Source organism: Pseudomonas zeae (assembly GCF_014268485.2).
In the GTDB taxonomy this organism is placed as follows: domain Bacteria; phylum Pseudomonadota; class Gammaproteobacteria; order Pseudomonadales; family Pseudomonadaceae; genus Aquipseudomonas; species Aquipseudomonas neuropathica.
Genome location: NZ_CP077090.1, coordinates 2,171,431 through 2,197,019 on the forward strand (window position 1 = coordinate 2,171,431; position 25,589 = coordinate 2,197,019).

Here is a 25,589-nt window from a genome sequence, read left to right on the forward strand (position 1 = left end):
AAGCTTTTCGCTAAAGAGGATTTTTTGAATGTCGCAGAAATTTGACGTAGTAGTGATCGGTGCTGGCCCTGGTGGCTACGTGGCTGCCATCAAGGCGGCGCAGCTGGGTCTGACCACTGCCTGCATCGAGAAGTACACCGACGCAGAAGGCAAGCAAGCCCTGGGCGGCACCTGCCTGAACGTGGGCTGCATTCCTTCCAAGGCGCTGCTCGACAGTTCCTGGAAATACAAGGAAGCGAAAGAAAGCTTCAACGTTCACGGTATCTCGACCGGCGAAGTCAAAATGGACGTCGCTGCGATGGTTGGCCGCAAGGCTGGCATCGTCAAGAACCTGACCGGCGGCGTTGCCACCCTGTTCAAGGCCAACGGCGTTACTTCGATCCAGGGCCACGGCAAACTGCTGGCTGGCAAGAAAGTCGAAGTCACCAAGCCAGACGGCTCGGTTGAAGTCATCGAAGCTGAAAACGTGATTCTGGCTCCAGGTTCGCGTCCGATCGACATTCCGCCAGCTCCGGTTGATCAGAAAGTCATCGTCGATTCGACTGGCGCACTGGAATTCCAAAGCGTACCTAAGCGTCTGGGCGTGATCGGCGCTGGCGTGATCGGTCTGGAACTGGGTTCGGTATGGTCGCGTCTGGGTTCTGAAGTGGTTGTTCTGGAAGCGCTGGACACTTTCCTGATGGCAGCGGACACCGCTGTTTCCAAGGAAGCGCTGAAAACCCTGACCAAACAAGGTCTGGACATCAAACTGGGCGCTCGCGTAACCGGCTCGAAAGTCAATGGCGACGAAGTCGTTGTGAACTACACCGATGCCAACGGCGAACAGACCATCACTTTCGACAAGCTGATCGTAGCCGTTGGTCGCCGTCCGGTGACCACTGATCTGCTGGCTTCCGACAGCGGCGTGACCCTCGACGAGCGCGGTTTCGTGCACGTTGACGATCACTGCGCGACCACCGTACCGGGCGTTTTCGCCATTGGTGACGTGGTTCGCGGCATGATGCTGGCTCACAAGGCATCGGAAGAAGGCATCATGGTTGTCGAGCGCATCAAGGGCCACAAAGCCCAGATGAACTATGACCTGATCCCTTCGGTTATTTATACTCACCCGGAAATCGCGTGGGTTGGCAAAACCGAGCAGGCCTTGAAAGCTGAAGGCGTTGAAGTTAACGTCGGCACCTTCCCGTTCGCCGCTTCCGGCCGTGCCATGGCCGCCAACGATACCGGTGGTTTCGTCAAGGTCATCGCTGATGCCAAGACTGACCGCGTATTGGGCGTGCACGTGATTGGCCCGAGCGCTGCAGAACTGGTTCAGCAGGGCGCGATCGGTATGGAATTCGGCACCAGCGCTGAAGACCTGGGCATGATGGTTTTCTCCCATCCGACCCTGTCTGAAGCCTTGCACGAAGCTGCTCTGGCAGTGAATGGCGGCGCCATCCACATTGCCAACCGCAAAAAGCGTTAACAGACAATAAGAAACCACGGCGGTAACGGCCCGTCGTGAGCCTTGCGAGCAAGTCTCACCGCGGAATGTCCGCTGGACGCAGTCTTGCGTAGCTCAGCTACGCAAGCAGCAGTCACAGGTGGCGCGGCACTCAAACGAGCGCAGCGCCGAATGCGCAGTACCTAACGAAGACGGTAAAAAGCATGAATCTTCACGAGTATCAGGGTAAGCAGCTGTTCGCTGAATACGGCCTGCCAGTTTCCACTGGTTACGCAGTAGACACCCCGGAAGCAGCAGCAGAAGCTTGCGACAAAATCGGCGGCACCGAGTGGGTTGTCAAAGCCCAGGTCCACGCCGGTGGTCGCGGTAAAGCGGGCGGCGTCAAGCTGGTTCGCAGCAAAGAAGACGCCAAAGCCTTCGCACAGCAGTGGCTGGGCAAGCGTCTGGTGACTTACCAGACTGATGCCAATGGCCAGCCAGTCACCAAGATCCTGGTTGAATCGTGCACTGATATCGCTAAAGAGCTGTACCTGGGCGCTGTCGTTGACCGTTCGAGCCGTCGCATCGTGTTCATGGCTTCCACCGAAGGTGGCGTGGACATCGAGAAAATCGCTCACGACACTCCAGAAAAAATTCTCAAGGCCACTATCGATCCACTGGTTGGCGCTCTGCCATGCCAGGGGCGCGAGCTGGCATTCCAGCTGGGTCTGGAAGGCAAGCAGGTCAATCAGTTCGCCAAGATCTTCGTTGGTCTGGCCAAGCTGTTCAAAGATCACGACCTGGCTCTGCTGGAAGTGAACCCGCTGGTGATCAAGGCTGACGGCGATCTGCACTGCCTGGACGCCAAGATCAACATCGACGCCAACGCCATGTACCGTCAGCCTAAGCTGAAGGCTTTCCACGATCCGTCGCAGGACGATCCGCGCGAAGCGCACGCTGCCAAGTTCGAACTGAACTACGTAGCACTGGAAGGCAACATCGGTTGCATGGTCAACGGTGCTGGCCTGGCCATGGGTACCATGGACATCGTCAACCTGCATGGCGGCAAGCCAGCCAACTTCCTCGACGTAGGTGGTGGCGCTACCAAGGAACGCGTAACTGAAGCGTTCAAGATCATCCTGTCCGACACCAACGTCGCTGCAGTACTGGTCAACATCTTCGGCGGCATCGTTCGCTGCGACATGATTGCCGAAGGCATCATCGGCGCTGTGAAAGAAGTCGGCGTGAAAATCCCGGTTGTTGTTCGCCTTGAAGGCAACAACGCTGAGCTGGGCGCTAAAGTACTGGCAGAAAGCGGTTTGAACATCATCGCTGCTACCAGCCTGACCGACGCTGCTCAACAAGTTGTCAAAGCTGCGGAGGGCAAATAATGAGCGTCCTGATCAATAAAGACACCAAAGTTATCTGCCAGGGTATTACCGGTTCGCAAGGTAGTTTCCACACCCAGCAAGCCATCGAATACGGCACCAAGATGGTTGGCGGCGTAACTCCTGGCAAAGGCGGCACCGAGCACCTGGGTCTGCCAGTGTTCAACACCGTTAAAGACGCAGTTGCAGCCACTGGCGCTACCGCCAGCGTGATCTACGTTCCGGCTCCTTTCTGCAAAGACTCGATCCTGGAAGCGGCATTCGGCGGCATCAAGCTGATCGTCTGCATCACCGAAGGCATTCCAACCCTGGACATGCTGGATGCCAAAGTTACGTGCGACGAGCTGGGCGTAGTCCTGATCGGCCCTAACTGCCCAGGTGTTATCACTCCGGGCGAGTGCAAGATCGGCATCATGCCAGGTCACATTCACTTGCCAGGCAAGGTCGGTATCGTTTCGCGTTCCGGCACCCTGACCTACGAAGCTGTCAAGCAGACTACTGACGCCGGTTTCGGTCAGTCGACTTGCGTCGGCATCGGTGGTGACCCGATCCCGGGTTCGAACTTCATCGACATCCTGAAGCTGTTCCAGGAAGACCCGAAGACCGAAGCGATCGTCATGATCGGTGAGATCGGCGGTTCGGCTGAAGAAGAAGCGGCTGCCTACATCAAGGCACACGTGACCAAGCCGGTTGTTTCCTACATCGCTGGTGTGACTGCTCCTCCGGGCAAGCGCATGGGCCATGCTGGCGCAATCATCTCTGGCGGCAAAGGTACTGCAGACGAGAAATTCGCTGCACTGCAAGACGCAGGCGTGAAAACCGTGCGTTCGCTGGCAGACATCGGCAAGGCCCTGGCCGAGCTGACTGGTTGGGCTGTCAAGTAAGCCTCGCGCTTAACTGACGCTTTACCAAACAAAGGCCACCTTCGGGTGGCCTTTGTCGTTTCTGACATGCGCTGATTTATAGGCTTTCGCCCAATTACATGCAAAAACGCGACACGGAAACGTCGCGTATCGGATAGTTCGCCCTCTAACAGTGCGTTCGCACGACAAATTCGTTAGGCTAGCAGCCATTTTTGCGTCTGCCGCCCACAAGGCATGCAACGCGCTTTAAGGGTCAGTCCCATACGGATCGACAGCATTTCCCTAATTACACAGGGCAATCCCCCTCTAAATTCCGATTTCAGTAGTGTGGTATTACCTTAATGAAAGTTTTGAAAGGTCAGGACATCCTGGCACTTGGCTTTATGACATTTGCCCTGTTCGTTGGGGCAGGCAACATCATCTTCCCGCCGATCGTGGGCTTGCAGGCCGGACCTCACGTCTGGATGGCCGCGCTGGGCTTCCTGATCACTGCGGTGGGTCTGCCGGTGATCACCGTCGTTGCACTGGCCAAGGTCGGTGGGGCGATGGATACGCTGAGCAGCCCGATCGGCAAGATTGCAGGCGGCATTCTCGCGGCTGCCTGCTACCTGGCAGTCGGCCCGTTGTTCGCCACGCCGCGTACCGCGACCGTATCCTTTGAAGTAGGCTTGGCGCCGCTGACCGGCGAAAGCCCGTTGGCACTGTTCCTCTACAGTTCGGTGTACTTCCTGCTGGTGTTCTTCATCTCGCTCTACCCTGGGCGTTTGCTGGACACCGTTGGCCGTTTCCTCGCGCCGCTGAAGATCATCGCACTGGCGGTGCTCGGTATCGCCGCATTCGCCTTGCCGGCGGGTGACATCGGCCAAGGTACGCCCGAATACGTGGCGGCACCGTTCTCTCAGGGTTTCATCAATGGTTACCTGACCATGGATACCCTGGGGGCGCTGGTGTTCGGCATCGTCATCGTTAACGCGATCCGCTCCCGTGGCGTCGAGTCGCCCGCGCTGATCACCCGTTACGCGATCATCGCCGGGCTGATTGCCGGTGTCGGTCTGGCGCTGGTGTATGTCAGCCTGTTCCGCCTCGGTTCCGGCAGCCACGAAGTGGCGGTGGGCGCGACCAACGGCGCCGCGGTATTGCACGCCTATGTGCAACACACCTTCGGTTCGCTGGGCAGCGGTTTCCTCGCGGTGCTGATCTCGCTGGCGTGCCTGGTGACAGCGGTCGGCCTGACCTGTGCTTGCGCTGAGTACTTCAGCCGTGTGCTGCCACTGTCCTACAAGACCCTGGTGATCATTCTGGCGGCGTTCTCGCTGCTGGTGTCCAACCTGGGTCTGACCAAGCTGATTGCCTTCTCGATCCCGGTGCTGACCGCGATCTACCCGCCGTGCATCGTGCTGGTGGCGCTGAGCTTCTGCAAAGATTTCTGGCATGAGCACGGCCGCATTCTTGGTCCGGTGATGCTGGTATCGTTCGTGTTCGGCACCATCGACGCGCTGAAAGGCGCCGGTCTGGCCGACTGGATGCCATCGCAGCTGTCCCACCTGCCGCTGAGCGAGCAGGGTTTGGCATGGCTGGTGCCGTGTGTGATGACCCTGGTGGTCGCAGTGGTTTGCGATCGTATGCTGGGCAAGCGCAGCGAAGCGGTTGCCTGATGTTGTCTGACCCGCCAAAAGCGGGTCTTCAACGCTTAAACAGAAATGCCCCGTATCAATCGATACGGGGCATTTTTTATGCGCCTCAGGCAGTGTCTTTTTCCCTAGGCTAACGTCGAAGGGTTGCCGAAGTCCTAATGTGGGAGCGAGCAGCCTCGCTCCCACAGGTAGCATCCATACTCCACAGGGAATTGCATGTCGTTCATCCAAGCCAACCTGATCCACCTGCTCGCCGCCGTCTGGTTTGTCATCTGCTGGGGCGGTTACACCCGTTATGCCGGCTGGAAAGCCCGCGACACAGCATGTCTGGCCAGTGTGCTGCACCTGTACCGCGAGGACTGGATGCGCCGTATGTTGCTGCGTGACAACCGCATCGCCGACGCCAGCGTGATTGGCAATCTTGAACGCAACGCCTCGTTCTTCGCCTCAAGCACATTGATTATTCTCGCCGGCATTCTCACCGTGCTTGGCGCGTCAGAGCGGGCGGTTTCGTTGCTGGCGGACATCCCGATGGTGCAACAGGCGTCGCAGGGCATGTCGGAGATCAAGTTGCTGTGTCTGGCGATGGTGTTCGTTTACGCCTTTTTCACCTTTAGCTGGTGTATGCGCCAGTACAACTTTGCCGCCGTTCTGGTGGGGTCGGCGCCGATGATTGGCGAGCGGCAGGTGTCGGAGCAGGAGCGTAAAGCCTTCGCCTTACGGGCGGCGCGAGTGATTTCGATGGCTGCCAACCAGTTCAACTTCGGCTTGCGTTCTTACTACTTCGGCATGAGCATGCTGGCCTGGTTTGTCAGTCCATGGCTGTTCATGCTGATGAGTGCCGGCGTCGTGGTGGTTCTGTATCGCCGGGAGTTTCATTCCGACGTTCTCGATGTCATGGTCTATACCCCTACAGAAGCCCCCCTTCCCGAAACAAACAGAGAGGTCGCTTGATGAGTATTCCGTTCTGGTGTGTGTTTATCAGTGCGTTGTTGATCTATATCGCGCGTATGCCGGTAGGCAAGGCGATGAAAGAGCAGGGTGGTTACAACAATCACCTGCCGCGTCAGCAACAGGCGCAACTGACCGGTTACGGCGCGAGGGCGCTGGCGGCGCATCAGAACAGCATCGAAGCGTTCATGTTGTTCGCAGTCGGTGTGTTGATGGCGCACACCACGCAAACGGCAGGATGGTTGATCGACACATTAGCGATCGTCTTCGTGATCGCGCGACTCTTCTACTTGTGGTTCTACCTGGCCGATCTTCCCAAGCTGCGCAGTCTGGCCTGGATAGTTGGCGTATTGTGTTCGCTGTTGCTAATGATTAGTCCGACTTTTAGAACTGTCTTGCTCTAAGGCGGCTCTGGCGTTAATTCCCAGGCAAAAGAAAACCCGCACTTGGCGGGTTTTCTTTTTTCTGCAGCAAAAAGCGAATTATTGCTTCTTGGCAGCTTCTTCTTGTGCCGCAGCGTTCGATTCAGCCTGAGCTTTGGCAGCTTCGGCGTTTTCTTTCGCAGCGTCGTTCACTTTATCCTGAGCTTTGTTCATGTCCTGCTGAGCTTGTTCAGCATGTTGGTTGGCATCTTGAGCTTTGTCCTCGGATTTTTTATCGCAGGCAGCGAGACCGAGGGAAGCGGTCAACATCAAGGCAATAGCAAAAGTCTTACGCATGGGGTGTTTCTCCTTATGGAAAATAACTACTGGCCTTAAGAACTCGGCGCTACAGGTTAAGTTCCTCATTTCCTTCAGATATATAAGTTTGTTTTTACACGGAACTTTTGCTGGTTTGCACACTACTGGCACAAGGCTCTAACGAGAGTAATTATCATATGGTCGAAAATCCCGTTTTTGAGCGTGCGACGCGATTTCTCTCCGCGCTGCGCCACTGTCAGGTACTCGGTTTGCAGGTGCACAGCGCCTCGGCCGAAGGGCTTACGGTGATCTTGCCGTACAGCGAAAAAATCGTCGGCAATCCCCGGACCGGAGTCATTCACGGCGGGGCGATTACTTCATTGATGGACACCGCCTGCGGGATGTCGACCCTGTGCGTGTTGCCGGAGTTCGAGGTGTGTCCAACCCTCGATCTGCGCATCGACTACATGCACGCCGCCGAGCCGAACAAGGATGTGTATGGCTTTGCCCAGTGCTACCGAGTGACCACCGATGTGATATTCGCCCGAGGCTTCGCTTATCAGGATGATCCCGAACAGCCCATCGCCCATGTGGTTGGCACCTTCATGCGCATGGGCAAGGGCCTTAAAGGCACCAAAGGTTTCGGCGGCGCGATCAAGGGAGAAAATCAGTGATCGACGACCTCAAGAAACAATTGCAGCAGGCCCATGCAGAGGGTGATTACGCGCCGTTGCTGGAGCTGATCCCATACGCTGGGCTGATCGGTATCGAGTGTTCGCGAGTCGGCGATGAACTGTTGTTCAAGCTGCCGGCGAACAAGGACAACATTGGTAACCCTTTATTGCCGGCGATCCACGGCGGGGTGATTGCCGGATTCATGGAGCTGGCCGCCGCCCTGCATCTGTTGATTTTCACCGGTGCGCCTGGCGTGCCGAAGATTATCGACTTCTCCCTCGATTACCTGCGCGCCGGGCAGTTCCGCGATACCTGGGCCAAATGTCAGGTCTGCCGTCAGGGCCGGCGCGTCGCCAACGTTGCGATCACAGCCTGGCAAAGCACTGAAAGCGAACCGATTGCCACCGCGCGTGCGCATTTCAAAATCGAGGAGCCCTTGAAATCCTGAACAGCGCCCCAAACTCACAAGACAACCCGCCGCCGACCATTTCGGGTCGCGGCCACTGCCATCTGATTGGAGTTTGATGACCATGAGTGTGGAAACTCAAAAGGAAACCCTGGGCTTCCAGACCGAGGTAAAGCAACTGCTGCACCTCATGATCCATTCGCTGTATTCCAACAAGGAAATTTTCCTTCGCGAATTGATCTCGAACGCCTCTGACGCTGTCGACAAGCTGCGCTTCGAAGCCCTGGCCAAGCCAGAGTTGCTCGAAGGTGGCGCTGATCTGAAAATCCGTGTGAGCTTCGACAAGGACGCCAAGACCGTCACCCTCGAAGACAACGGTATCGGCATGAACCGTGACGATGTGATCACCCACCTGGGGACCATCGCCAAATCCGGCACTGCCGATTTCATGAAGAACCTCTCGGGCGATCAGAAGAAAGATTCGCACCTGATCGGCCAGTTCGGTGTCGGCTTTTACTCCGCCTTCATCGTTGCCGACCAGGTTGACGTGTACTCCCGTCGCGCCGGCACCCCGGCCAGCGAAGGCGTGCACTGGTCGTCGAAAGGCGAGGGCGAGTTCGAAGTCGCCACCATCGACAAACCGGAGCGCGGCACCCGCATCGTCCTGCACCTGAAAGCTGCAGAAGACGAGTTTGCTGATGGCTGGCGTCTGCGCAACATCATCAAGAAGTACTCCGACCACATCGCTTTGCCGATCGAGCTGCCGAAAGAAGCTGCTGCTGCCGAAGGCGAAGAGGCTCCGGCCGTTGAGTGGGAAACCGTCAACCGCGCCAGCGCCCTGTGGACCCGTCCGCGCACTGAAGTGAAGGACGAGGAATACCAGGAGTTCTACAAGCACATCGCTCACGACTTTGAAAACCCGCTGGCCTGGAGCCACAACAAAGTCGAAGGCAAGCTCGAATACAGCTCGCTGCTGTACGTGCCGGCCCGTGCACCGTTCGACCTGTACCAGCGTGAAGCGCCGAAAGGCCTGAAGCTCTACGTGCAACGCGTGTTCGTCATGGATCAGGCCGAGTCGTTCCTGCCGCTGTACCTGCGCTTCATCAAAGGCGTGGTCGATTCCAACGACCTGTCGCTGAACGTGTCGCGTGAAATCCTGCAGAAAGACCCGATCATCGATTCGATGAAGACCGCGCTGACCAAGCGTGTGCTCGACATGCTGGAAAAACTGGCGAAAAACGAGCCTGAGCAATACAAAGGCTTCTGGAAGAACTTCGGTCAGGTCATGAAAGAAGGCCCGGCTGAAGACTTCGCCAACAAAGAGAAAATTGCCGGCCTGCTGCGTTTCGCATCGACCAATGGCGACGACGGCGAGCAGATCGTCGGTCTGGCCGACTACCTGGCACGTGCCAAGGAAGGTCAGGACAAGATCTACTACCTCACCGGCGAAACCTACGCGCAGGTCAAAAACAGCCCGCACCTGGAAGTCTTCCGCAAAAAAGGCATCGAAGTGCTGCTGCTGACCGACCGCATCGACGAGTGGCTGATGAGCTACCTCAGCGAGTTCGACGGCAAGACTTTTGTCGACGTGGCGCGCGGTGACCTCGATCTGGGCAATCTGGACTCGGAAGAGGACAAGAAAGCTGCAGAAGAAGTCGCCAAGTCCAAAGAAGGTCTGGTTGAGCGTCTGAAAACCGCGCTGGGCGATTCCGTGGCTGAAGTCCGCGTATCGCATCGTCTGACCGACTCGCCGGCCATTCTGGCCATCGGCGAGCAGGATCTGGGTCTGCAAATGCGCCAGATCCTCGAAGCCAGCGGGCAAAAAGTGCCGGATTCGAAGCCAATCTTCGAATTCAACCCAAGCCACCCGCTGATCGAGAAACTCGATGGCGAGCAGAGCGAAGAGCGGTTCGGCGACCTGTCGCACATCCTCTTCGATCAGGCAGCCCTGGCTGCCGGCGACAGCTTGAAAGATCCGGCCGCTTATGTGCGCCGCCTGAACAAGCTGCTGGTTGAACTGTCGGTTTAACCAAGTCGTAGAAAAACCCGCTTCGGCGGGTTTTTTCATTCTGGTGTTTAGCAAATCAGGAGTCAGAAATGAGCGAAGTCACTGTACGTTCCGTGGTCTACCAGATCGACGGCCAGCCTTATGAAGGTCGTCTGGCGTTCGACGCCGAGCACAAAGGCGCGCGGCCGGGTTTGTTGATGGCGCCGAACTGGATGGGCGTCAGCGCCGGTGCCGAAGAGATCGCCAAGTCGGTCGCGGCCAAGGGCTACGTGGTGTTGATCGCTGACGTTTACGGTCAGGCTGTGCGTCCGCAGAATGCGGATCAGGCCGGCGCGGCGATGATGCCGCTGAAGGATGATCGCGCGCTGCTGCGCAAGCGTATGCAAGCGGCGTTCGAGCAGTTGCAGAAGCAGGGCGAAGCGGCGGTTGATACGTCGAAACTGGCAGTATTCGGTTTCTGCTTTGGTGGTTGCTGTGCGCTGGATCTGGCGCGCACCGGTGCGCCGGTGAAAGCGGCGGTGTCATTCCACGGCACGCTGGATTCACCGAATCCGGCCGACGCGCAGAACATTAAAGGTTCGGTGCTGGTGCTGCACGGTGCTGCAGACCCGTTGGTGCCAAAAGAGCAATTGCCGGCGTTTGAGGATGAAATGAACGCTGCGAAGGTGGATTGGCAACTGCTGAGCTACGGCGGTGCGGTGCACTCGTTCACTGATCCGCATGCGAATGTGCCGGGCAAGATGATGTACGACGCGAAAACCGCGAAGCGCGCGTTCAAGTCGATGCATGATTTGCTGGATGAAGTGTTCAAGGGCTGAAGCCTGAAAAGCAAAAGCCCCTCATCGGAACGCCGCCCGCCTAACCCTCTCCCAGAGGGAGAGGGGATTGATTGGGGGATGCTGAAGTACTGCGCCGACCTGAACGTGTCTTGGTGAATCCATAATCGCCAAGACTTTTCAGGTCGGCGTATAACCTGAAACATCTCGGTCGGCTCCCTCTCCCTCTGGGAGAGGGCTGGGGTGAGGGTGCTTTTCAGCGCGGCAACTCGATCCGCTCAACTTCCCCCGGCACCGTCGGCCAGTCCCCGGTCGCCCATTTGCGCCGCGCCTCATCAATCGCCGCCGGATCGCTCGCGACAAAATTCCAGTTGATCCGCCGAGGCCCATCCAACGGCGCGCCGCCAAAAACCACCGCGTGCACATCACTTTCGGCAAACAGACTTATCTCTTCCCCGGCCGGCAATACCGCCAGCGCATGCGGTTCAAGCGCTTCACCGTTCAGTTGCGCATCCCCACTCAGTACATAAACCGCCCGCTCTTGATGCTCGGTCGGAATCAGCAGGGTGGTCGCCGTTTGCATGTTCACTTCCGCATACAACGTAGGAGAAAGCACCGGCACCGGCGATTCCAGGCAAAAGCCTGACCCGGCAATCATGCGGATCTGTACACCCAGGTTGTCGCTGACCGGCAAGGTCGCCGCCGGGTGATGGCTGTAATGCCCGGGACCTTGCTCGTGCTCCTTGGGCGAGGCCAGCCAGATTTGCAAACCGTGCATCGTGAAGCTCTGCTCCCGCAACGGCTCAGGCGTGCGTTCAACGTGAGCAATCGCGCTGCCAGCGGTCATCCAGCTGACATCGCCAGCGCCGACCACCTGATCGGAGCCAAGGCTGTCCTTGTGCTGGATCTGACCTTCGAACAGATACGTAAGCGTCGACAGACCGATGTGCGGGTGCTGTCGGATGTTCATGCCTTTGCCCGTCGGATAAACCGTCTCGAGCATGTGATCAAAAAACACGAATGGCCCGACACTACGGCATTTGGCTGACGGCAGCGGACGCAGAATCGGCTGGCCTTCGACGTCTTCGGCGCGCGGGCGGATGATCAGAGGTTGCGTGTCCATGGTGCATTCCAGGCTGAGCGGGTGATGCCAGAAGCATAACCCGCCGCTGGCATCAGGAGGGTTACTGGCTATCGAAGCCTTGCGGGGCGTGGGTTTCGATCGTCACTTCGCTGGTGGTCATCAGTTTGTGAATCGGGCAGCGATCGGCGACGCGCAGCAGTTCTTCACGCTGGGCGTCGGTGAGTACGCCTTTGAGGGTGAGGGTTACGTGCAGGGCGTATTTGCCTTTCTGCTCTTCACTGTTGTCGCGTTTGACCTCGACTCCGACACCGGTCAGCGGGATGTCTTTTTTCTTCGCGTACATCTTTAGAGTCAACGCTTTGCAGGCGCCGAGGGCCGCATCGAAATAGTCGTGCGGCTCAGGTGCCGAGCCTTCGCCGCCGGCGGTTTTCGGCACGTCGGCAAACAGTTCGTGATCATCAATCTGTACGGTGTGACGAAAACCTTCAGCGGAGACGGTATTGACGGTAACAGTCATGGGAACCTCACAGGCAGTAGGAAAAGTCGTTGGATCAAAAAAGACCTTGCAGTTATAGAGCATTCCCACCGGTACGCGTTCCACTTTCCTGCGGGATGAACCCTTGTCGTCAGGGCGGGGTCTAGGCTATGCCTACTTCCCGGAGATTACTTGTGTCCCTGTATCGTCTGAGTCTTGCCTGTCTTCTTCTGGTTGCCGGCAGCGCCAGCGCCCGCGATTACACCTACAGCGATGCGCACCTGCATTACGTGGATTTTTTCCAGGAAAGCGCAGGCATGGCGAAACTGCTGACAGCCATGCAGGACAATTCCATCGAGCATGTAATGATTTCCGGTATTCCTGTGGCGAAGAAATGGCACGAAGACGAACCCAAGCGTCCGCGCTATTACGCGGGTGACGACGCTGACGCCTACTGGTACAGCGCAACCGATGTGATCGTTGCTGATGCCTTGCAAAAACTCAGCGTCGAGCAGCGCCCGTACTTTCATCCGTTCCTGGCCGGCTTCAACCCCAACGACAAGAACTCCGCCGCACATATCCAGCGCATGCTCGACCTTTACCCAGGGCTTTGGCAGGGCATCGGCGAAGTGTTTACCCGGCATGACGATCTCACGGCGCTGACCTCCGGCGACACGCCGCGCGCCAACAATGAAGCGATGGCCAAGATCTATCATCTGGCCGCCGAGAACGATCTGCCGGTGATGCTGCATTCCAACATCACCTCCAAGCGTGAGAAAAATCCGCTGTACCTGAAGGAAATCGAAGAGCCGCTGCGTAATCACCCGCACACGCGATTCATTTGGGCGCACGCCGGCACCAGTGCCGAAATTCATCGGCATCAGACACAACTGAAGTTCTTGCTGCCCACGCTGACACGCATGCTCGAGGCGTATCCCAACCTGTTTATCGACTTGTCCTGGAGCATGCTCACGCCGTACCTGCTGGACGAACAGGGCACGCCGCGCGTGGAGTGGCTGGCGCTGGTCGAGAAATATCCGGAACGTTTCATGCTCGGCTCTGACGTGGTCGGGCGTTTCAATAAGCTCGGTGAAGAAATGCGAAGTTTCAAACCGTTCCTTGATGCGCTGCCGGAAGACGTTGCGCAAAAAGTCGCTCGGGATAACTTCCTGGCAATCTTGCCGCGAACGGTGCTCAAGTCCGGCAAAAGCACGCTGAATCGTTAATGCCAACGGTTCGTAGGATCAAGGCCTTTTGATATCGCCTTTTCGTCTTACGCAAATTTTCGCCGGCCCGATACCTTCTTAAGCAACCAGCTGCAGGGTTGATGCAGCGCTTTTGGAAGGAACCAGCGCAATGAGTATCCGTAGTCTCAATATTGCCCCGCGCGCCGGCCTGGGGTTTGGCTTGTTGGCGTTGATGGTATTTGCCCTCGGGGCGTTCGCTTTGCTGCAAATGTCGAACATGCGCGCGCAGTCCGACGAGGTCGATAACAATTGGTTGCCGAGCGTGATGGCGGTCGGCGAGATGAGTCAGGACATGCTGCGCCTGCGAGCGTTGACCATGCGTCTGTTGCTCAATCGTGATCCGCAGGCGCTCGAACAGAACGTTGCCAAACTCAATGAATTGCGCGGTGTGCTCAGTGAGGCGCAGCAGCGTTATGACGTGCTGATCGTGTTGCCCGAGGAGCGCAAACTGTTCGACCGCTTCAAGGTTGCCGAGCACCAGTATCTGGAGTTTCAGGCACAGGTCATGCAGTTGTCGGCGCAGAATCGGGTCGCGGAGGCTGCGACCATTCTCAATGGTCAGATGAGTCCTTTGGCCGACGAAATCGCAGTGCTTTTGCGCGAACTGGTTGAGCTGAATAAACACAATGCCAATCTCGCCACTGAAGCTGCGCGGTTGGTGTTTATGAATTCGCGGGTGTGGGTCGGGGTGATGATTGGCGTGACCGCGCTGATCACCATCGGCCTGGCCCTGTTGCTGACCCGCAGCATCGTGTTGCCGCTGGCGCAGTCGTTGGGCGTGGCCGAGGTGGTGGCGGGTGGCGATCTGACCGGCGACATCAACATCAGCGGCAAGGACGAGCCGGCGCGGCTGTTGCAGGCGCTCAAGAGCATGCAGCACAACTTGCGCGAGACGATTCGGCAGATCTCGGAGTCCTCCAGCCAATTGGCCTCGGCGTCAGAGGAGCTGAGTTGCGTCACGGAAGACGCTACGCGCGGTTTGCACCAGCAGAGCCTGGAAATTGAACAGGCGGCCACGGCGGTTAATCAGATGACAGCTGCAGTGGAGGAGGTTGCCAGCAATGCCGTGGCAACGTCAGAAGCGTCGCGGGAATCCGATCGTATTGCCCAGCATGGTCGTGAACAGGTGCATCAAACGGTGTTGTCCATCGAATCGCTTGCCGATGATGTGACGGCCAATGCCAGCCAAGTAGAAGATCTGGCGCAGAAGGTCTATAGCATCAGCAAAGTGCTGGACGTGATTCGTTCGATTGCCGAGCAGACCAATTTGCTGGCGCTGAACGCTGCGATCGAGGCGGCGCGGGCCGGTGATGCCGGGCGTGGGTTTGCTGTGGTGGCGGACGAGGTGCGGGCCTTGGCGCATCGCACCCAGCAGTCGACGCAAGAGATTGAGCAGATGATTGGCGGGATTCAGCAGGGTACCGATTCGGCGGTCAGTTCAATGCAGCAAAGCAATGTACGTGCGCGTTCGACGTTGGAGCTGGCCAAGGCTGCCGGGACTGCACTTGAAGAGATCGCCTCGGCATTCACGCTGATCAACGAGCGCAATCTGGTGATCGCCAGTGCCTCGGAAGAGCAGGCGGCGGTGGCGCGGGAAGTGGATCGCAATCTGATGAATATTCGTGATCTGGCGATGCAGACCTCGGCGGGGGCCAATCAGACCAGTGCGGCGAGTCAGGAGTTGTCGCGGTTGGCGGTGGATTTGAACAGCATGGTGGCGAAGTTTTCGGTCTGATTGTGTGGTGAGCCTGAGGCTGCCCTCACCCTAACCCTCTCCCAGAGGGAGAGGGGACTGACCGTGGGACATTAGAGAATTACGCCGACCTGATCTAATCCATAATCGACTCGGTCTTTCAGGTCGATGTAGCTGGTCAGACATCTCGGTCGGCTCCCTCTCCCTCGGGAGAGGGCTGGGGTGAGGGGCAAGGTTGGCGCAAGTCCCCAATCCAGCAGGCGAAAAAAAGCCCCGCATTTCGCGAGGCTCTTTGCTGTAACGGCAGATCAGCTGCCTTTAACGGCTTTGCCGTTGACGGTGCCGTCCTGGAGCATGATGTTGTACTCCTTGCCGTCGGTTTCAACCTGTTGCAGGCGAACCAGCAGGTAATCCCAATCCTTGGCGAACCAAAGGACGGTGATGCGCTTGCTTTGTGTCGGGTCGCGCACGCGCTCGACCTTGATCGCATCGATCTTGCCAGCCTTGGTCTCGACTTTTTCCGAACCCAGCACGCGGAAGTCATAGGTATCGACTTCACCGTCATCGACCACTTGATAGCTCATGGTCTTCTTGCCGGCAGCAACGTCATGTTGCAGTGCCAACTGGTAAGTGGACTTGTCGACCATGCCGCGATTCAGCGGAATCTTCACCGCGTCGCCACGGTCGGTACCGGTGACCATTTTGCTGTTCCAGTCGAAATCCAGATCAGCCTTTTTCGCTTTTCCCAGACCGCCACGTTCAAAGTGGTAGGACTGCGGCAGCAGGGTGTCCTTGTCCAGGGTCAGGGTGCTTTCTTCGGTCAGGCTGGCAATCATCATCGAGGCCTTGAAGCTGAGCTTCCAGACGCCGTTGGCTTCCTTGACCAGACTGCGCTCGGCGGTGCCGCTCATGGGCAGCTGCTTCCAGTCGGCGGTGTAGCTGGCGGAGAACGGTTGAAGGTCCGCTGCCTGCGCGAAGGGCAGGGCGAGCAGAGCGCAAGCGAAGAGCAGGGCGCGACGCATAAAATCTCCTAGTTTCGAATCAAGTGGCCGCTGGCCGCGAGTAACTGCCCGTCCAGTAAAGCACCGTGTTCACCGAGTGCCAGTCTGCCTTCTGCAAACCAGCGCACTGCCATCGGATAAATCAGGTGTTCCTGAACGTGGACTCGCTGCGCCAGACTCTGCGGCGTGTCGTGCAACTCTACCGGTAATACTGCCTGTACGACCAGTGGTCCGCCATCGAGTTCCTCGGTGACGAAGTGCACGGAGCAGCCGTGCTCAGTGTCACCGGCCTCCAGCGCGCGCTGATGAGTGTGTAACCCTTTGTATTTGGGCAGCAGCGACGGGTGGATGTTGAGCAGGCGACCCTGATAGTGGCGAACGAAATCAGCGCTGAGAATGCGCATGAAGCCGGCCAGCACCACAAGTTTCGGTTTGAATTCGTCGATCAGTTCGATCAGGGCAGCATCGAAGGCCTCGCGACCTTCGAATGCCTTGTGATCCAGCGCGCGGGTGGCGATACCCGCAGCACTGGCGCGTTGCAGGCCGTAGGCATCGGCGCGATTGGAAATCACTGCAGCGATGCGGACCGGGCTGTCGCCGGTCCGCGTGCTGTCGATCAGAGCCTGCAAGTTACTGCCGGTGCCGGACAACAGCACCACGACATCACAGGTTGCGGACATTAATGAGCCTTAAGGTTCTGCAGATCAACCTGGGCAGCGCCTTCGGCAGCAGCAGCGATCTGACCAATGACCCAAGGCTGTTCGCCGGCGTCACGCAGGGTTTTCAGGGCTACTTCAACGTGCTCTTGAGCCACGCAGATGACCATGCCAACGCCGCAGTTCAGCACGCGGTGCATCTCGGTTTCGTCAACGTTGCCTTTTTCTTGCAGCCAGTCGAACACGGCAGGGCGAGTCCAGCTAGCCACGTCAACCACCGCCTGAGCGCCTTTTGGCAGTACGCGCGGGATGTTGTCGAGCAGGCCACCACCGGTGATGTGGGCCATGGCTTTGACCGCGCCGGTGTCTTTGATCAGCTTGAGCAGCGGCTTCACGTAGATGCGGGTCGGGGCCATCAGCAGATCGGTCAGCGGTTTGCCGTCGAGCTGGATGTTTTCGATGTCGGCACCGGAGACTTCGATGATCTTGCGGATCAGCGAGTAGCCGTTGGAGTGCGGGCCGGACGATGGCAGAGCGATCAGCGCATCACCAGTGGCGACTTTCGAGCCGTCGATGATTTCCGATTTTTCCACGACGCCGACGCAGAAGCCGGCCAGGTCGTAGTCTTCGCCTTCGTACATGCCTGGCATTTCAGCGGTTTCACCGCCTACCAGCGAGCAGCCCGACAGTTCGCAGCCAGCGCCGATGCCGGTGACCACCTGGGCAGCGGTGTCGACATTCAGTTTGCCGGTGGCGTAGTAGTCGAGGAAGAACAGTGGCTCAGCGCCGCAAACGACGAGGTCGTTGACGCACATGGCAACCAGGTCGATACCGATGCTGTCGTGCTTGTTCAGGTTCAGCGCCAGACGCAGCTTGGTGCCGACGCCGTCGGTGCCGGAAACCAGAACTGGCTGCTTGTAGCCGGCCGGGATTTCGCAGAGGGCGCCGAAACCGCCCAGGCCGCCCATGACTTCCGGGCGCGCAGTGCGCTTGGCGACGCTCTTGATGCGTTCGACCAATGCTTCACCGGCGTCGATGTCTACACCGGCGTCCTTGTAGCTCAGGGAGGGTTGCTTGCTCATGATCCAGGCCTTTAGGGGAGGGGATTCAGGGGTAACGACCGAGTTCAGCGGGAACGTCGAAATCGAGGGTGGCGATGGCCTCACGCGAGTTTCGAGGTGCCCGGCTGTTGCCGGTCTGCGAAGGCGCGCGATTTTATCAGGCTTGAGGGGCAGCGGCCATCCTCGCACCGACGGGCAGGGCCATATCAGCGGAAATTTTTTGCAATTGAGCCGTATGAACGCCTGTATAAGGTGTGGCGATTAACCGTCTATCGTTATCACTGTGCAAAAACTTACCGCTACCGTGTGAATGTTTTGCGATGGCAGATTGTCACAGCCTTGCTTAACCGGTTCACGCGGCCTGTTCCAGCCGCTCCTGTCGACGGGAATTTTCCATGCGTTTGTGTAAATTGTTGTTTGTGGGTTGTTTGTCTCTGCTCAGCCTGGCGAGCCACGCCGAAAATCTCAAAGGCCTTTATCAAGTGCGTGAGCCGGTCAACGGCCAGGCGCCGGAAGAACGTGATCGCGCCACGCAGGCGGCGCTCGACACGTTGGTGTTGCGTCTGACCGGCGATCCGAAAGCTGCGCAAAACCCGGGACTGGCGGCGATTCGCAAGGATCCGCAGCAAATTATCAGTCAGTTCGGTTTCGATGCCGGGCCGCCGGAGGTGCTGAAGGTCGATTTCGATCCGGCGACCACCGAGCAGGCGCTGCGTCGGGCCGGCCTGTCGTTGTGGGGCGCCAGTCGGCCGTCGATTCTGAGCTGGTGGCTGAATGATTCGGCTGAAGGTTCGAGTCTGGTCGGTGATGGTCAGGCCGCTGCGGCGCCGTTGCGTACCGCCGCTCAGCATCGCGGCTTGCCATTGCGTTTGCCGTTGGCGGACTTGAGCGAGCAACTGGTTGCCACGGCGCCAGCGCTGGAAGGCACGGATCCGGCACCGTTGCGCGGCGCCTCCGAGCGCTACAACGCTGACGCCTTGCTGGCGGTGCATGCCCGCGAAGAAGGCGGGCAATGGCAGGCCAAGTGGCACTTGTGGCTGGGCGACCAGAAAGAGGCGGGCAGTGTGCAGGGTGCCGATCAGGCCGCTGTCGCTGATGCGGTGATGCTGGCGGTGGCTGAACGTCTGGCGCCACGATTTGTGGCCAAGCCCGGCGCTTCGGGTCAGCAGACTCTGGAAGTCCAAGGCATGAATCTTGAACATTACGCGGCGCTGTTGCGGTTACTCGAGCCGTTTGGCGTGCGTCTGCAAAGTGTTGATGGTGATCGCATCGTTTATCGGGTCAATGGCAGCGCCGATCAAATGCGCGCGCAGTTGTCGCTGGCGAAGTTGCAGGAGTTGCCCGCCGAAGCCCCGGTTCCAGTGGCGGCGCCACAGCCAGTGGCTGGTGGTGCAGCACCTGTCGCGGCGCCAGCCCCGACCCCGGCAGCACCGTCGTTGCGGTTTCGCTGGTAAGTCTTTCCTTATATAGAAGCAACAGGAGTGATACATGGCCGATACGCGGCGTTGGTTCTGGCTCGGTGGGGTAGTCCTGCTTTGCGCGTTTGTGTGGTTGCTGCACCCGATCCTCACGCCGTTTCTGGTGGCGCTGCTGCTGGCTTATCTGTTCGATCCGTTGGTGGATCGACTGGAAAAACTCGGGCTGTCGCGAACCTGGGGCGTGATCGCGGTGTTTGCGTTGTTCACGCTGATCGTCACCGCATTGATGCTGGTGCTGGTACCGATGCTCGCCAAGCAGTTGCTGCGTCTGTACGAACTGGCACCGCAGATGCTCGACTGGTTGCAGCACACAGCTGTGCCGTGGGCGCAGTCGAAGCTGGGGTTGTCGGACGGTTTCTGGAAGTTCGATAAGGTCAAGGCCGCGATCAGCGAGCACATGGGTCAGACCACCGACATTGTCGGCGTGGTGCTGAGTCAGGCAACGGCCTCCAGTCTGGCGCTGATCGGCTGGCTGGCCAATCTGGTGCTGATCCCGGTGGTGAGTTTCTACCTGCTGCGCGACTGGGACGTGATGATGGCCAAGATCCGCAGCCTGTTGCCGCGTGATCGTGAAGAGCGTGTAGTCGCGCTGGCTGGCGAATGTCATGAGGTGCTGGGTGCGTTCGTTCGTGGTCAGTTGCTGGTGATGCTGGCGCTGGGTGTGATTTATGCGGCAGGCCTGATGATTGTCGGTCTGGAGCTGGGGCTGTTGATCGGCCTGATCGCGGGGCTGGCGGCGATCGTGCCGTACATGGGCTTCGTGATCGGCATTGGCGCAGCGCTGATTGCCGGGTTGTTCCAGTTCGGTGGTGATCTGTACCCGATGGTCGGGATCGTCGCGGTGTTCATGGTTGGTCAGGCGCTTGAGGGCATGGTGTTGACCCCGTTGCTGGTGGGTGATCGTATTGGTCTGCACCCGGTGGCGGTGATCTTCGCGATTCTGGCTGGCGGCGAGCTGTTCGGTTTCACCGGTGTGCTGTTGGCCTTGCCGGTGGCGGCGGTGATCATGGTGCTGGTGCGCCATGTGCACGACTTGTACAAGGATTCCGAGATCTATAGCGGTGTGGACGAGCCGGAGTTGTAACGGTGCAGGGCGGCCCGGCGATTAGCCGGGTTGGCCCGTGTCCTGCAGGCGCTGGCGCCAAAGAATCTGTCATAAAACCAGCGTGTTAACGCAAACCTTTGATTTTGCTTGGACTCTGTCGCATTGTGCGCTCAGCTTCACGGGTATAAACTTCGCAAACTTTACACAGAGGCCACTAACGGTTCCTTGAGAACTGTTCAGTCAGCATGAAACCGATTCAGCTGCCCCTAGGTGTGCGTCTGCGTGACGACGCCACCTTCATCAACTACTACCCAGGCGCCAATGCCGCTGCACTCGGCTATGTCGAGCGTCTATGCGAAGCCGACGCCGGCTGGACAGAAAGCCTGATCTACCTGTGGGGCAAACACGGCGTAGGGCGGACGCATCTGTTGCAGGCCGCGTGCTTGCGCTTCGAGCAGATGGGTGAACCGGCTGTGTATTTGCCGCTGGCCGAGTTGATGGACCGCGGCGTTGAAATCCTCGACAACCTTGAACAGTACGAGCTGGTTTGCCTGGACGACTTGCAGGTGATTGCCGGCAAGGCTGACTGGGAAGAGGCGATGTTTCATCTGTTCAACCGTCTGCGTGACAGCGGTCGGCGTTTGCTGATTGCCGCCTCGACTTCTCCGCGTGAATTGCCGGTCAAACTGGCTGACTTGAAATCCCGTCTGACCCTGGCGCTGATTTTCCAGATGCGCCCGCTCTCCGATGAAGACAAATTGCGCGCCTTGCAATTGCGCGCGTCGCGTCGAGGTCTGCACCTGACTGACGAAGTCGGGCATTTTATTTTGACTCGCGGCACTCGCAGCATGAGTGCGCTGTTTGACTTGCTTGAACAGCTCGATCAGGCCTCCTTGCAGGCGCAGCGCAAGCTGACCATTCCCTTCCTGAAAGAAACGCTAGGCTGGTAACGGCGCGGCTTTCAGCGTGTTTCGGCATATTTCAGGCGCCAGAAAGTCCGCTTTCCTGCACGGTGTGCAGGCCGCGTATCGGTTCAAATGGGCTTAAGCGCTTAGATGTAAACGAGAAACCGGGAAGTCACAAAAAGATCGATTGAATTTGCAAATGAGGCTGATAGCGGGCATAGTCTCGGCTTCTTTACAACTATCAGCCACGGTCGTGCCCATGCTAAAGCGCTTCGCACCCCTCGTGCCTCTCGCACTCGTCACCCTGTTGTACGGTTGCGCTGCTCATTCTCCAGTTCAAGAGCAGCCTCAACAGGTTAAAAATTCTGCCACGGCTCAGTCTTCCGTTATTTACCAGGAAGAGCTGGACACCGAAAAAGAACTCAACGAATTCAATGGCAAGAAGCCTTATCAGCTTCCTGTTCTGGCCGACAGCATCCTCGAACGCGGCATGTCCCTGATCGGTACCCGTTACCGTTTCGGCGGTACCTCTGAAGCCGGTTTCGATTGCAGCGGCTTCATCGGTTACCTGTTCCGCGAAGAAGCTGGCATGAACCTGCCGCGCTCGACCCGCGAAATGATCAACGTTGATGCGCCGCTGGTCTCGCGCAGCAACCTTGAGCCGGGCGATCTGCTGTTCTTCGCCACCAACGGTCGTCGTGGTCGTGTCAGTCACGCCGGGATCTACCTGGGTGACAACCAGTTCATCCACTCCAGCAGTCGTCGCAGCGGCGGTGTTCGCATCGACAGCCTGGGTGACAGCTACTGGAGCAAGACCTTCATCGAAGCGAAACGCGCTCTGGCCAACGCTCCGACTGTAGTCACTGCTCGCAAGTAATCCCCTGTTGTCGCTGCGTTCGCGGCGACAATCAGACTTCCGGTAACGGAGTAGACCTAGACTTTACAAGGTGAAGTTAAAGTCTTACTTGAAGTTTGCCGCGTAGCCGCTAGAATCCTGTACCTATATTGATGGCAAACCGCCTGCGTGCTCACGCAGGCGGTTTTGTTTTCTGTCCATCGGCAGAAAAAGCCGCAGCCAGATCAGGATGTTCTGCTTATGACGATGTCGGCCCGCCTCACGTTGATGTTCTTCGCAGCGCTGCTCAGCGCCTGCGCCAGTCGTACGCCACCACCTGCGCCGGTGGTTCGCGCTCCGGTGGTATTCGGTCCTTCGCAAGCTTTCTCGCCGGCTGCTGAAGACGTGTTGTTTCGCGCGCTCGGCCTGGTGGGTACGCCGTATCGCTGGGGCGGCAACACGCCGGATTCGGGATTTGATTGCAGCGGATTGATCGGTTTTGTCTATCGTGATGCGGCGGGGATTTCGCTGCCGCGCTCCACGCGCGAGATGATCGTCATGCAGGCGCCGAATGTCGGCAAGGAAGGCTTGCAGACCGGCGACCTGATCTTCTTCGCCACCAATGGCGGCTCGCAGGTCAGTCATGCAGGGATTTACGTCGGGGAAGGGCGCTTCGTGCATGCGCCGGCCACGGGCGGCACGGTGAAGCTGGACAGCCTGTCGAAGGCGTACTGGCAGAAAGCTTATCTGAGTGCCAAGCGGGTGTTGCAGCCGGAGCATCTGGCGCATAACCCGTAGTAAAATCGCAGCAATCCTAATGTGGGAGCGAGCCTGCTCGCGAAAGCGGTGTATCAGTCAACTCAATGGAGACTGACACTCCGCATTCGCGAGCAGGCTCGCTCCCACAGTTGTTTCAGGTCACATTCAGCATCACTTCGTGGCCGACACTCGCCACACCTTATTGCCAACATCATCCGCCACCAGCAAACCACCTTGCTGATCGATCACCACGCCTACCGGCCGACCCAAAGCATTCTCGTCCTTGTCGAGGAACCCGGTCAGCACATCCAGCGGTTTGCCGCTCGGCTTGCCGCCGGTAAACGGCACGAAAATCACTTTGTAGCCACTGTGCGGTTTGCGATTCCATGAGCCGTGCTGACCAATAAACGCGCCTTCCTTGAACTGCGCCGGCAGCGTGTTGCCCTCGGCGAAGCTCAGGCCCAGTGAGGCGGTGTGCGGCCCGACCGCGTAATCCGGGGCGATGGCTTTGGCCACCAGGTCCGGGTTCTGCGGCGTAACACGCACATCGACATGCTGACCGTAATAACTGAAAGGCCAGCCATAAAACCCACCGTCTTTCACGGAAGTGATGTAGTCCGGCACCAGATCACTGCCGATCTCGTCGCGCTCATTCACCGCTGTCCACAGTGCGCCGCTGGTGGGCTCCCACGCCAGGCCATTGGGGTTGCGGATGCCTGAGGCAAAAATGCGGTGATTGCCGGTCGCCCGATCAACTTCCCAGATCGCCGCGCGACCTTCTTCCTTGTCCAGGCCGTTTTCGCCGACGTTGCTGTTCGAACCTACGGTGACGTACAGCTTGCTGCCGTCCTTGCTGGCAATGACGTTTTTGGTCCAGTGGTGATTCAGTGTCCCGCCCGGCAGATCGGCTACCTTGATTGGCTGCGATTTGATCTCGGTCGCGCCGGGTTCGTAGTTGAAGCGCAGCAGGCGATCGGTATCGGCGACGTACAGATCGTTGCCGACCAGGGTCATGCCGAACGGCGAGTTGAGGTTCTGCAGAAACACCGTGCGGGTCTCGGCGACGCCATCATGATCGGCGTCACGCAGCAAGGTGATGCGGTTCGGACTCGGCACGCCAGCGCCGGCCTTGCCCATGACCTTCTTCATTACCCAGCCACGAATGCCACTGCTGTCATCGGGCTTTGGCGGGGCATTGGTTTCCGCCACGAGCACATCGCCGTTGGGCAGCACATAGAGCCAGCGCGGATGATCGAGGCCTTCGGCAAATGCCGCGACCTGGGTGCCAGCCGCCGCAGTCGGTTTGCCGCCCTCGGGCCAGCCGATTGCCGGGGCGATGTTCACCGTCGGGATCAGGGTCTTGTTCGGTTCGGGCAGCTTGGGTGACGGGCCGGTGCCGTCGGTGACTTGCAGGCTGGAGGATTCACCGCAGGCGGCGAGCCCTCCGGCGAAGGCGATGACAAAAACGAGCTGGGGCTTGCGCATTGCTGATCTTCCCTATGAATGCATTCCTAATCATAGAGGAGGGCGCAAGCCCGATGGTTCCACTGCTCAGCCGCGGGCTTCCTTGAACAGCACGGCGATGCCCGGGTGATAGTTGCCGGCTTCGCTGCGCAATTTGCGGTAGGCGTAGGGGAAATACCAGGCGACCGCGCAGGTGTGTTCCTTTTGCAGGTCGTCGACCATGTCCTGCAGTTCTTCGGGGCTGGCGCTGTGCTGGGCTTTTTGTGGCGCGACAAACAGGCAGCCGAGCTTAAGATCGCTGGCGTAGCTGATGCGTTTGGCGTCGTTGGTGATGTCCAGCAGGGCTTGAGTCAGATTCAGGTTGGTAACCTTTGGCCAGCGCTGAGTGGCCTGGATAAAGGCGCGGTCTTCGGCACCGGCGAGAAACAGATCGGCGCGGGCATTGCGCTCGCCTTCTTCGTTCTGCTTGCGCGTGGCAGTGTCGTTCAAAGTGACCAGCTCAGCCATCCAGGCTGCGGCCGAGAGCAATCCGAGATTGGCTTTCTCGTCATGCCAGTAAGGGGTGTCGCTGTCGCCGCGCACGGCGTTGTAGCGGTCGATACAGTCAAACCAGCGTTCAAGCACCGGGCGCAGGAATTCCAGGCGCGGGTTGCTGATGATCATGCCTTGCATCGTCATCATCCTTTATTGTTGTAGTGGGCTTTTCGAGAAAAGCATGGCTCTTTGATATCATTTGTATCAGTGTGGCACAAGATTGGCGGCAGATAAGTGATCGGCGGCAGTTATTCGCCCGATGGCCGCCTCTTTAATTGACGCTCCACCCCCAACCCTCTAACCTTCGCGGCTTGTTTCAGGTGCTCTGTGACCTGCGTCGACAGAGTGAAACAGGGAAGCCGGTGAGGGTTGTCTTCAAGCGAAGAACCACCACGATCCCGGCGCTGCCCCCGCAACGGTAAATGAGTGAAAACTGCGTCGAATGCCACTGCTCAACAGCGGGAAGGCGCGCAGTCAGGCATGCGCCGCTCATGAGCCCGGAGACCGGCCTGATCCATCCAGCGGCATCACGGTGGGCGATGCCAGGC

General features: G+C 58.4%; 25 protein-coding genes and 1 riboswitch. Of the genes, 17 read left to right on the forward strand and 8 right to left on the reverse strand.

Going from position 1 to position 25,589, the window contains the following annotated elements; genetic code table 11:
- Window positions 1–28 precede the first annotated feature (28 nt).
- From lpdA to HU754_RS09655, 6 genes are all read left to right on the forward strand, one after another.
- On the forward strand, window positions 29–1,465 hold the full coding sequence (gene lpdA / locus HU754_RS09630; protein WP_077571707.1) for a dihydrolipoyl dehydrogenase: 1,437 nt from the start codon (window positions 29–31) through the stop codon (window positions 1,463–1,465).
- 182 nt (window positions 1,466–1,647) lie between these two features.
- Entirely contained in the window at window positions 1,648–2,814 is a 1,167-nt protein-coding gene (sucC, locus tag HU754_RS09635; protein WP_186624875.1) for an ADP-forming succinate--CoA ligase subunit beta, read from the forward strand.
- Window positions 2,814–3,695: a succinate--CoA ligase subunit alpha gene (gene sucD, locus HU754_RS09640; RefSeq protein WP_038363951.1), complete on the forward strand. Its 882-nt coding sequence runs from the start codon at window positions 2,814–2,816 to the stop codon at window positions 3,693–3,695. Before sucC ends, sucD begins: the two co-directional genes overlap by 1 nt.
- 320 nt (window positions 3,696–4,015) lie before the next feature.
- Window positions 4,016–5,329: a branched-chain amino acid transport system II carrier protein gene (brnQ, locus tag HU754_RS09645; RefSeq protein ID WP_093439927.1), complete on the forward strand. Its 1,314-nt coding sequence runs from the start codon at window positions 4,016–4,018 to the stop codon at window positions 5,327–5,329.
- A 195-nt stretch (window positions 5,330–5,524) separates the two neighbouring features.
- On the forward strand, window positions 5,525–6,262 hold the full coding sequence (locus HU754_RS09650) for a DUF599 domain-containing protein (protein WP_095050220.1): 738 nt from the start codon (window positions 5,525–5,527) through the stop codon (window positions 6,260–6,262).
- A complete protein-coding gene (locus tag HU754_RS09655; RefSeq protein ID WP_093439935.1) occupies window positions 6,262–6,663 on the forward strand; it encodes an MAPEG family protein in 402 nt (133 codons plus the stop codon). The genes HU754_RS09650 and HU754_RS09655 overlap by 1 nt, the downstream gene beginning before the upstream one ends.
- 78 nt (window positions 6,664–6,741) lie before the next feature.
- Here the strand turns inward: HU754_RS09655 and HU754_RS09660 are convergent, their stop codons facing one another.
- On the reverse strand, window positions 6,742–6,978 hold the full coding sequence (locus HU754_RS09660) for a hypothetical protein (protein ID WP_007919867.1): 237 nt from the start codon (window positions 6,976–6,978) through the stop codon (window positions 6,742–6,744).
- 158 nt (window positions 6,979–7,136) lie between these two features.
- Between HU754_RS09660 and HU754_RS09665 the strand changes: the two genes are divergently transcribed.
- From HU754_RS09665 to HU754_RS09680, 4 genes are all read left to right on the forward strand, one after another.
- A complete protein-coding gene (locus HU754_RS09665; RefSeq protein WP_186624876.1) occupies window positions 7,137–7,613 on the forward strand; it encodes a PaaI family thioesterase in 477 nt (158 codons plus the stop codon).
- Complete coding sequence (locus HU754_RS09670) at window positions 7,610–8,062, forward strand: PaaI family thioesterase (RefSeq protein WP_093439944.1); 453 nt, start codon at window positions 7,610–7,612, stop codon at window positions 8,060–8,062. Before HU754_RS09665 ends, HU754_RS09670 begins: the two co-directional genes overlap by 4 nt.
- Before the next feature lie 82 nt (window positions 8,063–8,144).
- Window positions 8,145–10,049, forward strand: a complete 1,905-nt coding sequence (htpG, locus tag HU754_RS09675; RefSeq protein WP_034156253.1) for a molecular chaperone HtpG — start codon at window positions 8,145–8,147, stop codon at window positions 10,047–10,049.
- 68 nt (window positions 10,050–10,117) lie between these two features.
- Window positions 10,118–10,846, forward strand: a complete 729-nt coding sequence (locus HU754_RS09680) for a dienelactone hydrolase family protein (protein WP_186624877.1) — start codon at window positions 10,118–10,120, stop codon at window positions 10,844–10,846.
- Window positions 10,847–11,060: 214 nt separating this feature from the next.
- Here the strand turns inward: HU754_RS09680 and HU754_RS09685 are convergent, their stop codons facing one another.
- On the reverse strand, window positions 11,061–11,927 hold the full coding sequence (locus HU754_RS09685; RefSeq protein WP_186624878.1) for a pirin family protein: 867 nt from the start codon (window positions 11,925–11,927) through the stop codon (window positions 11,061–11,063).
- 61 nt (window positions 11,928–11,988) lie between these two features.
- A complete protein-coding gene (locus tag HU754_RS09690; RefSeq protein WP_186624879.1) occupies window positions 11,989–12,405 on the reverse strand; it encodes an OsmC family protein in 417 nt (138 codons plus the stop codon).
- A 128-nt stretch (window positions 12,406–12,533) separates the two neighbouring features.
- Between HU754_RS09690 and HU754_RS09695 the strand changes: the two genes are divergently transcribed.
- Both HU754_RS09695 and HU754_RS09700 read left to right on the forward strand, forming a co-directional pair.
- On the forward strand, window positions 12,534–13,589 hold the full coding sequence (locus HU754_RS09695; protein WP_189661607.1) for an amidohydrolase family protein: 1,056 nt from the start codon (window positions 12,534–12,536) through the stop codon (window positions 13,587–13,589).
- 130 nt (window positions 13,590–13,719) lie between these two features.
- Window positions 13,720–15,345 carry a methyl-accepting chemotaxis protein gene (locus HU754_RS09700; RefSeq protein WP_186624881.1) on the forward strand — a complete coding sequence of 542 codons (1,626 nt, stop codon included), beginning with the start codon at window positions 13,720–13,722 and terminating at the stop codon, window positions 15,343–15,345.
- 266 nt (window positions 15,346–15,611) lie between these two features.
- On the opposite strand, the gene HU754_RS09705 is transcribed toward HU754_RS09700, so the two are convergent.
- From HU754_RS09705 to purM, 3 genes are read right to left on the reverse strand one after another with little or no spacing between them, the layout of a single operon-like run.
- Window positions 15,612–16,325: a DUF3108 domain-containing protein gene (locus HU754_RS09705; RefSeq protein ID WP_095050229.1), complete on the reverse strand. Its 714-nt coding sequence runs from the start codon at window positions 16,323–16,325 to the stop codon at window positions 15,612–15,614.
- Window positions 16,326–16,333: 8 nt separating this feature from the next.
- A complete protein-coding gene (gene purN, locus HU754_RS09710; protein ID WP_093439988.1) occupies window positions 16,334–16,984 on the reverse strand; it encodes a phosphoribosylglycinamide formyltransferase in 651 nt (216 codons plus the stop codon).
- A complete protein-coding gene (gene purM / locus HU754_RS09715) occupies window positions 16,984–18,042 on the reverse strand; it encodes a phosphoribosylformylglycinamidine cyclo-ligase (protein ID WP_099758397.1) in 1,059 nt (352 codons plus the stop codon). Before purM ends, purN begins: the two co-directional genes overlap by 1 nt.
- A gap of 374 nt (window positions 18,043–18,416) precedes the next feature.
- Here purM and HU754_RS09720 point away from each other — a divergent pair, with 374 nt between their 5' ends.
- The 5 genes from HU754_RS09720 to HU754_RS09740 all read left to right on the forward strand — a co-directional run bounded on the left by HU754_RS09720 (window position 18,417) and on the right by HU754_RS09740 (window position 23,082).
- Complete coding sequence (locus tag HU754_RS09720) at window positions 18,417–19,475, forward strand: DUF2066 domain-containing protein (RefSeq protein WP_186624882.1); 1,059 nt, start codon at window positions 18,417–18,419, stop codon at window positions 19,473–19,475.
- 34 nt (window positions 19,476–19,509) lie between these two features.
- Window positions 19,510–20,583 carry an AI-2E family transporter gene (locus HU754_RS09725; RefSeq protein ID WP_093440003.1) on the forward strand — a complete coding sequence of 358 codons (1,074 nt, stop codon included), beginning with the start codon at window positions 19,510–19,512 and terminating at the stop codon, window positions 20,581–20,583.
- A gap of 206 nt (window positions 20,584–20,789) precedes the next feature.
- On the forward strand, window positions 20,790–21,494 hold the full coding sequence (gene hda, locus HU754_RS09730; RefSeq protein ID WP_007919828.1) for a DnaA regulatory inactivator Hda: 705 nt from the start codon (window positions 20,790–20,792) through the stop codon (window positions 21,492–21,494).
- Between the two features lie 214 nt (window positions 21,495–21,708).
- Window positions 21,709–22,326 carry a C40 family peptidase gene (locus HU754_RS09735; RefSeq protein WP_007919826.1) on the forward strand — a complete coding sequence of 206 codons (618 nt, stop codon included), beginning with the start codon at window positions 21,709–21,711 and terminating at the stop codon, window positions 22,324–22,326.
- 219 nt (window positions 22,327–22,545) lie between these two features.
- Entirely contained in the window at window positions 22,546–23,082 is a 537-nt protein-coding gene (locus tag HU754_RS09740) for a C40 family peptidase (protein WP_093440008.1), read from the forward strand.
- Between the two features lie 132 nt (window positions 23,083–23,214).
- Here HU754_RS09740 and HU754_RS09745 read toward each other — a convergent pair whose 3' ends face one another.
- Both HU754_RS09745 and HU754_RS09750 read right to left on the reverse strand, forming a co-directional pair.
- Complete coding sequence (locus HU754_RS09745) at window positions 23,215–24,528, reverse strand: PQQ-dependent sugar dehydrogenase (protein ID WP_186624883.1); 1,314 nt, start codon at window positions 24,526–24,528, stop codon at window positions 23,215–23,217.
- 66 nt (window positions 24,529–24,594) lie between these two features.
- Complete coding sequence (locus HU754_RS09750; protein ID WP_077571724.1) at window positions 24,595–25,179, reverse strand: hypothetical protein; 585 nt, start codon at window positions 25,177–25,179, stop codon at window positions 24,595–24,597.
- 163 nt (window positions 25,180–25,342) lie between these two features.
- Window positions 25,343–25,568: riboswitch (cobalamin riboswitch) on the forward strand.
- Window positions 25,569–25,589: the final 21 nt, after the last annotated feature.